Annotated in this window: 6 protein-coding genes; all 6 read right to left on the bottom strand. The window is 60.9% G+C overall.

Going from position 1 to position 7835, the window contains the following annotated elements; translation table 11 throughout:
- Positions 1-1761 (bottom strand): acetyl-CoA carboxylase biotin carboxylase subunit (locus tag A3754_RS10845; RefSeq protein ID WP_063519688.1); only part of this gene is annotated, 1761 nt, incomplete at its 3' end.
- A gap of 124 nt (positions 1762-1885) precedes the next feature.
- Positions 1886-2698 (bottom strand): enoyl-CoA hydratase/isomerase family protein, encoded by an 813-nt coding sequence (locus A3754_RS10840; protein WP_063519687.1) that lies wholly within the window; start codon positions 2696-2698, stop codon positions 1886-1888.
- A 148-nt stretch (positions 2699-2846) separates the two neighbouring features.
- A complete protein-coding gene (locus A3754_RS10835; protein WP_063519686.1) occupies positions 2847-4004 on the bottom strand; it encodes an acyl-CoA dehydrogenase family protein in 1158 nt (385 codons plus the stop codon).
- A 182-nt stretch (positions 4005-4186) separates the two neighbouring features.
- On the bottom strand, positions 4187-5797 hold the full coding sequence (locus tag A3754_RS10830; protein WP_063519685.1) for an acyl-CoA carboxylase subunit beta: 1611 nt from the start codon (positions 5795-5797) through the stop codon (positions 4187-4189).
- Positions 5797-6666: an SDR family oxidoreductase gene (locus tag A3754_RS10825; protein WP_063519684.1), complete on the bottom strand. Its 870-nt coding sequence runs from the start codon at positions 6664-6666 to the stop codon at positions 5797-5799. The genes A3754_RS10830 and A3754_RS10825 overlap by 1 nt, the downstream gene beginning before the upstream one ends.
- A 109-nt stretch (positions 6667-6775) precedes the next feature.
- A partial coding sequence (locus tag A3754_RS10820; RefSeq protein ID WP_156496951.1) for an acyclic terpene utilization AtuA family protein occupies positions 6776-7835 on the bottom strand: 1060 nt, incomplete at its 5' end.

The raw sequence follows: 7835 nt of genomic DNA, 5'->3' as shown, positions 1-7835 counted from the left end.
GCCGTCCATGGGGGCACGGATCAGGCCGGAACCGGCCTGGTCACTGCTGCCGGCAGCGGTGTGGGTAGCATCACTGAAGCAGGCTGTGTGGCCTTGACTCTGCAGCCAGTATTGATTGCCATGCTGGATCACGCTGGCGGTCACTTCCACGCCGTTCACGTCTACGCGATCGCCGCTCAGCGGCGTCAGCGTGAGGGTGTCGGAGGTGTTCTCAAAAGTGATGGTGACCTGGTTGCCCAGATAGCGGATGTACAGCGTCTGTTTATGTTCACCGCTGCGTAACGCCACCGGTTGGGCTCCTAGCGTACTGGAGTGCCAGCCTCGCAGGGTGTCATTGGGTGTTTCGCGTCGACAGTGATGCAAAGCGGCCAGTGCCCACAGGGTGTTGTCAGGGGCGTCGCCGGCCAGGCTGCTGTCGTCGGCAAAGTCTTCGCCGATAAAGGCGGTGGTGGCATCGCCACTGGCGAATACCGGGTGGGCCAGGATCGCTGCCAGAAACCGGCGGTTGTCGTTTACGCCCATCAGGGTGGTGTCCTGCACGGCACGAATCAGCCGGCGGCGTGCATCTTCGCGGCTGTCGCCCACGGCGATGATCTTGGCCAGCATGGGGTCGTAATGGCTGCCAATCTCGGCGCCTTCCACCAGACCGTGATCGATGCGAATTCCGTCACCACTGGCCGGTTGCCAGCGCAATACCGGGCCGGTTTGCGGCATGTAGTTCTGCGCCGGGTCTTCGGCATAGAGACGGACTTCCATGGCATGGCCGGTGAGCTGTACCTGGTCCTGGGTCAGCGGCAGGGCTTCGCCTCTAGCGACCTTGATTTGCCAGGCGACCAGATCCAGACCGGTGACCAGCTCGGTGACCGGATGCTCTACCTGCAGGCGGGTGTTCATTTCCAGGAAGAAAAAGTCACCTTCCGGCGCCAGCAGAAATTCCACCGTGCCGGCCCCCACATATTGGCAGGCCCTGGCCGCCTGTACGGCGGCCTCGCCCATGCGCTGGCGCAGGGATTCGTTCACTGCCGGGGAGGGCGCTTCTTCTACCACTTTCTGGTGGCGACGTTGCACTGAGCAGTCGCGCTCGCCCAGATGGATCACGTTACCGTGGCGATCACCGAATACCTGGATTTCCACATGCCGGGGCTGCAGGACAGCGCGTTCCAGTATCAGCTCGTCACTGCCGAACGCGTTTTTCGCTTCCTGGCGGGCACTTTTCAGCTGAGCGCTGATATCACTGGCGTCGGTAACCACGCGCATGCCCCGGCCACCACCGCCGGCGCTGGCCTTGATCATCAACGGCAGGCCGATGCGCTCTGCTTCCTGCTGTAGGCGCTCATCACTTTGCTCTTCACCCTGATAGCCGGGGATACACGGCACGCCAGCGTTCTGCATGGCGATCTTGGAAAGCCGTTTGGAACCCATCAGTTGAATGGCGTCTTCATCAGGGCCGATAAAAGTGATGCCCGCCTCTTTGCATGCCTTGGAGAAGGCGGCGTTCTCGGACAGGAAGCCGTAACCGGGATGTACCGCATCGGCGCCGGTTTGTTGGCAGGCGGCGAGCAGGGCGTCCATGTTCAGGTAGGAGGCGCTGGCCAGGGCTGGGCCGATGCAGACGGCTTCGTCAGCCAGTTGCACATGACGGGCACCGGCATCCGGCTCGGAATAGACTGCCACGGTCCGGTAGCCCAGGGATTGGGCGGTGGCGATGACCCGGCAGGCAATCTCGCCACGGTTGGCAATCAGGATTTTTTCAAAGCTCATTGTGATTCCTTACCGGTGTTCCGGTTGAAAATGCTTTCCTGTAGGAGCTTGCTTGCAAGCGAACCATCGGTGACGGATCTGCCACATCGGTTCGCCTGCAAGCAGCCTCCTACGGTGTATCGGCTCAGCTTGGGGAGTTCCAGGACGCCGGGCGTTTTTGTACGAACGCCATGGTGCCTTCCTGGCCTTCTTCGCTGTTCACGGCGGCGGCGAAGTCGGTGGCAGCCTGGTCCAACAAGGTGTTCATGGGAATGTGGCCCACGTTCAGCACCAGCTCCTTGGTAACCCGGTTAGCATGGGGCGCGCAGCGACGCACCGCCTTCAGGGTGTTTTCCAGGGCGGTATCCAGGGCGTCGCTGTTGTCAGCAACCTCATGCACGATACCCAGCCGCAGGGCTTCGTTCCCTTTGAAGCGTATGCCAGTCAACGCCAGGCGGCGGGCCTGGGTCAGGCCGATACGCTCTACCACAAAGGGGGCAATTTGTGCGGGGATTACGCCCAGCCCGGTTTCCGGCAGGCCGAAAGTGGCGTCTTCGCTGGCGATGGCCACGTCAGAAATACACGCCAAGCCAAAGCCGCCGCCAAGGACAGCCCCTTCCAGCACGGTGATCATTACCTGTGGCTGACGGTTGGCTGCGGTGATCATTTCCCCGAAGCGGCGGTTCAATGTCTGGAAGGCATTATCGTCGCCGCCGGCGGCCTGCTGTCGCGCCCCGGCCATATCCTTGATGTCGCCACCGGCACAGAAATGACCGTCGGCGCCGCGCAGAACGATGGCGCGAATGGTTGTATCGCCGGCCACGCTTTCAAACACCGCCATCAATTCGTTCACCATGGTCAAGCTCATGGCATTGCGGCTTTCGGGCCGGTTTAGCGTGATATGCAGAACCGGGCCGTCCTGGTTAAGGGTGATTGTTTCGGTTTGCGGTAGGCTCATTGGTTTGTCCTTCGAAAATACGGGCCTGACGCTGAACGCCAGATGCTTGACGCGAAAAAATCAAAACACACAATTTGTCCGGCATCCGGCATCCGGCATCCGGCATCCGGCATCCGGCATCCGGCATCCGGCATCCGGCATCCGGCATCTAGCGTTTCTTGCCCGGCAGAATGTCCATGGTCTTGCAGATAATGCCCAGCATGACTTCGTCGGCGCCGCCGCCGATGGAGCCCAGGCGACCATCGCGGTAGAGCTGGCCGGCGGGGTTTTCCCACATGAAGCCATTGCCGCCCCAGTACTGCAGGCAGCTGTCGGCCACTTCGCGGCTCAGGCGGCCCACTTTCAGTTTGGCCATGGAGGCCAGCTGCAGGACGTCCTTGCCGTTCACATACAGTTCGCAGGCCTGGTAGGTGAGGGCGCGTAGCGCTTCCACTTCGGTCTGCAGCTCGGCCAGGCGGAAATGCACGCTCTGGTTATCGATCAGCGACATGCCGAATACCTTGCGGTCCTTGGCGTAGGCGATGGTTTCATCAATCACATGTTCCATACCCTTGAGGCTGTTGGCGGCGGCAAACAAACGCTCTTCCTGGAACTGCATCATCTGCATCATGAAGCCCATGCCTTCCTGACCGATCAGGTTGCGCTGGGGCACGCGCACGTTATCGAAGAACACCTGGGCGGTTTCCGAAGAGCGCATGCCCAGCTTGTTCAGGGGCTTGTCCACGGTGATGCCGGCCGCATCCCTGGGCACCACGATCAGGGATTTATTGACGTGGGGTTTGGCGTCGGAGGTGTTGGCCAACAGACAGAAAAAATCGGCGCTGGGGGAGTTGGTGATCCACATCTTGGTGCCGTTGATCACGTAGTCGTCGCCATCTTTCACCGCGGTGGTTTTCACCGCTGCCACATCGGAACCTGCATGGGGTTCGGAAACCGCAATGGAGGCGACCATGTCGCCGGCGATGGCGGGGGCCAGGTAGTCACGACGCAGTTCATCGGAGCCGAAGCGGGCGATGGCTGGGGTGGCCATGTCGGTTTGTACACCCACAGCCAACGGCACGCCGCCACAATGGACGCGGCCCATTTCTTCGCTCATAACCATGCCGTAGGAGTAGTCTAGCCCCATGCCGCCAAACTCTTCCGGCTTGGTGACCCCGAGCAGACCCAGATCGCCCATTTTCTTGAACACTTCGTGAATGGGGAAACGGCCAGCGTCTTCCCATTCACGCACATGGGGGTTCAGTTCCTTGTCGACAAAATTACGGACGGTACGGCGAAGTTCTTCGTGTTCCTGAGTGAATTGCATGGGAGGCTCCCTGTGTTTGTTTGGCTCGGTTTATCGAGCGCTGCTATGTCTGTATTTGTCAGTTATTCAGGTGTTTGAGTTGAAAGTTGATAGTGGACAGTTGACAGCTAAACCCCAGTTCGGAGGCGCTGTGCTGTCCGTTGTTTCGCTGTCAACTTTTAATTGGCCACTGTCAATTACGTTTAAAGTCTCGCCACCCCGAATGAATTCGGGTGTAGCTGGCGTTGTTCTGCGTCATCGCAGATATCCAGGGCGTAGGCCACCACCTGGCGTGTGTCGCGGGGGTCGATAATGCCGTCGTCCCACAAGCGCGCCGTGCCGTAGAGTGCTGTGGACTGGCTGTCGAGTTTCTGGGCGGTGGTCTGTTGCAGCATGTCGAGCACTTTGGGGTCCGGTTCGATACCGTTGGCCCGCTGTTTTCCCTCGGCCACGATGCGCAGCACCATGCCGGCCTGCTGGCCACCCATGACGGCGACTTTGGAATTGGGCCAGGCAAAGATGAAGCGCGGGTCCAGGCCGCGCCCGCACATGGCGTAATTACCGGCGCCGTAGGAGCCGCCCACCACGATGGAGATTTTGGGCACCCGCGCGTTGGCTACCGCCTGCAGCATTTTCGAGCCGTTCTTGATGACGCCGTTCTGTTCTGCGTCGGTACCGACCATGAAACCGGTGGTGTTGTGAAGAAACAGTAACGGCCGACGGGTCTGGTCGCACAGCTGGATAAACTGAGCCGCCTTGGCGGCGCCGCGTGGCGTAATCGGGCCATTATTGCCAATGATGCCCACGGGCTTGCCTTCGATGGTGCTCCAGCCACAGACGGTGGCACTGTCCCACTCATTCTTGAAGTCCAGAAAGTCAGAACCATCAACGATGCGGGCGATGATTTCGCGCACGTCGTAGGGTTTCTTGGCGTCAGCGGGGACCACGCCGAGCAGTTCTTCCGGCGGAAATTTTGGTTCTTCATGCTCGGGCGAATCAGCTGCCGCCCGGCGCCAGCCCAGTAGTTTCACCAGATCTCGAGCCTGGCTGATACCGTCTGCATCGGATTGCGCCAGGTACTCGGCGGTGCCGGCGGTACCTGCATGCATTTCGGCGCCGCCCAGCTCTTCGTCGGTGGCGATTTCCCCGGTGGCGGCTTTCAGTAGCGGCGGGCCGGCCAGAAACATCTTGGCGCGTTCGCGAACCACCACGACGTAATCGGACAGGCCCGGCTGGTAGGCGCCGCCGGCGGTGGCGTTGCCGTGAACCACGGTGATTTGCGGAATGCCTGCGGCGGACAGGCGTGCCTGGTTGGCAAAGGTGCGCGCGCCATCCACGAACACTTCTGCGGCGTAGTTCAGGTTGGCACCGCCGGATTCCACCAGGCTGACCACCGGCAGTTTGTTTTCCAGGGCGATGCGCTGCAGGCGCAGGGTCTTGTGCAGGCCGGAGGGGGAAATAGTGCCGCCCTTGATGGCCGAGTTGGAGGCGGTGACCAGGCAGCGGACACCGGACACATAACCAATGCCGGCAATGGTGCTGCCGCCGGCTTCGGTGCCGTCCTTGTCGTCGTGCATCTTATAGCCGGCCAGATTCATCAGACTCAGAAACGGGGAGCCTGCATCCAGCAGCCGGGAGATACGTTCGTGGGGAAGCAGCTGGCCGCGCTTTTCAAACTTGGCGCGTTTGCTTTCCGCGGTATCCACGACGGCCTGTTCGATGGCACGGAATTCCTCCACGGCCGCGAGCAAGGCCTCGCGGTTCTGGCGGTATTCTTCGCTGTTGGGGTCAAGTGCGCTGTCGAGAGTCGCCATTAGAGATCCTTGAACACGTCCGGGGTGGTGGCACGGTGGAAGCCATCGAACGGCTTGCTCTTGTCGTGGGCGGGCAGCGGGAAGATCGCCACATTGCCCTGGCTGGCGGCGCCATCAATGCGCAGGGTGTCGCCACTGATAAAGGCGGCCGCGTCGCTGAGCAGGAAGCAGATTGCGCCGGACACTTCCGATTCATTGCCCATGCGTTGTAGCGGTACGGCGGCGCGCAGGGTTTTCAGAGTTTGCTTGAAGCCTTCCGGGTAGGTGTCCATGCCGCTGGACATGATCCAGCCCGGGGCCACTGCGTTGACGCGCACACCGCAACTGCCCCATTCGTAGGCCGAGGTCTGGGTGAAGTTGACCATGCCCGCGCGAGCCGCGCCGGAGTGGCCCATGCCCGGCATGCCCCCCCACATGTCGGCAACGATGTTGACGATGGCACCGCCGTTTTTGTTCATGCCCTGCAGGAACACTTCCCGGGCCATCAGAAAGCCGCCGGTCAGGTTGGTGCGTACCACGGTTTCCCAGCCTTTCTGGCTGATCAAGGCGAGCGGGGAAGGGAATTGGCCGCCGGCGTTGTTGACCAGCCCATGGACAACCTCGACCGCCTTGTAGACATCGGCCACGGTGGCTTTCACCGCTTCTTCATCGCGGATGTCGCAAGCGAATCCCAGAGCCTGGCCGCCGTCTTCGGCAATTTCTGCAGCCACCGCATCAAGTTTTTCCTGCTTGCGGCCGATGAGCACAACACGGGCGCCCAGTGCTGCCAGCTCATGGGCGGTACAGCGGCCGATGCCGGAGCCGCCGCCGGTGACAATGATATTCTGGCCGGCGAACAGGTTTTCTTTAAAGACGGAACGGTATGACATGTTTTAGTCCTTGGTTTGTCCTTCTTTGTGGGAAGCGATGCTTGCATCGCGAATAGCGCTCGGTCGTGGTGGGCGTCGATTCGTCATGCAAGCATGACTTCCCACAAAATTATTCATTTTCTGTGAGTGTTTTGGCGATTTCGTTGCTTACTTTTACAGGCATATCCAGTAGCTGCTGGGCAAAGGCCTTGCCTTGCGGGTCAATGCGCAGCGAAGCGATGCCGCCGCCGCCCAGGGAGTTTTTCAACAGAAAGTTGAAGGCATTCATGCCGGGCATGGACCAGCGGTGCACGCTGCCTGCGTCCGGGTCCAGCACGTGCTGCATGTATGTGGCCACACTTTGCTCGGTCAGCGCCGCATTCAGGTAAGGCAAATATTCCGCCTTGCGAGCGATGACGCCGATGTTGGCATGATTGCCCTTGTCGCCACTGCGAGCCCAGGCCAGTTTGACCAGGGGCACTGTGGTGTCGGTGTCAGTATCGTCGTTGGCGGTGCCGTAGTCCGTGTCCTGGGGCAGGGCGCTGGCATCAAAGACCTGACCGGTGGGGATGTCGACGGATTGCGTGTTGCCATCCAGGTCCACAGTGGCGGTTACTGCGCTTTTTTCTACCAGGGTAGAAAACAGGCGGATGCGCGGGAAGGGTTTGGGGCGGCCGCCGACCAGGCCGGAAAGGCCCGGCGCCATGCCGGTGGCGGCCTGCGCGATTTCCCGGGCAAACAGGCCCAGCGCTTTCTTGTCATCGTGCAGGGCGGCGATTTTGACCACCACTTCACGGGTGTCCGCGCGGCGGGCATTAGCGCCATAGGTACTTTCGCTGCCGAGCACTTCCACACTGGTGTCGCGGAACGGGGCCATGCCGAGCTGCTGAAAGAGACCGGCCACTTTTTTGAGTATGGCGTCGGCGACTACCTGGCCTTTGGCGGGTGCATCGATGCCCCCCATCAAAAAGGAGGCGGTAATCCGGTTGCCGTCCGGGTAGGTGGCGGAGACTTTATAGCTGTCCGTGGGGGGCAGGCCCCGGGCGCCGGAGACGCTGACTCGATGCTCGCCGACCTGTTCCAGTGTCACCTGGGTAAAATCGCACACCACGTCCGGCAGCAAATAGGCTCGGGGGTCGCCAATTTCGTACACGATCTGCTCGCCCACGGTGGCGCAGGTGACCAAACCA

The sequence above is a fragment of the Alcanivorax sp. HI0083 genome (assembly GCF_001635175.1).
The sequence above is the reverse complement of the archived record's forward strand: the minus strand, read 5'-3'. Positions and strand labels throughout refer to the sequence as shown.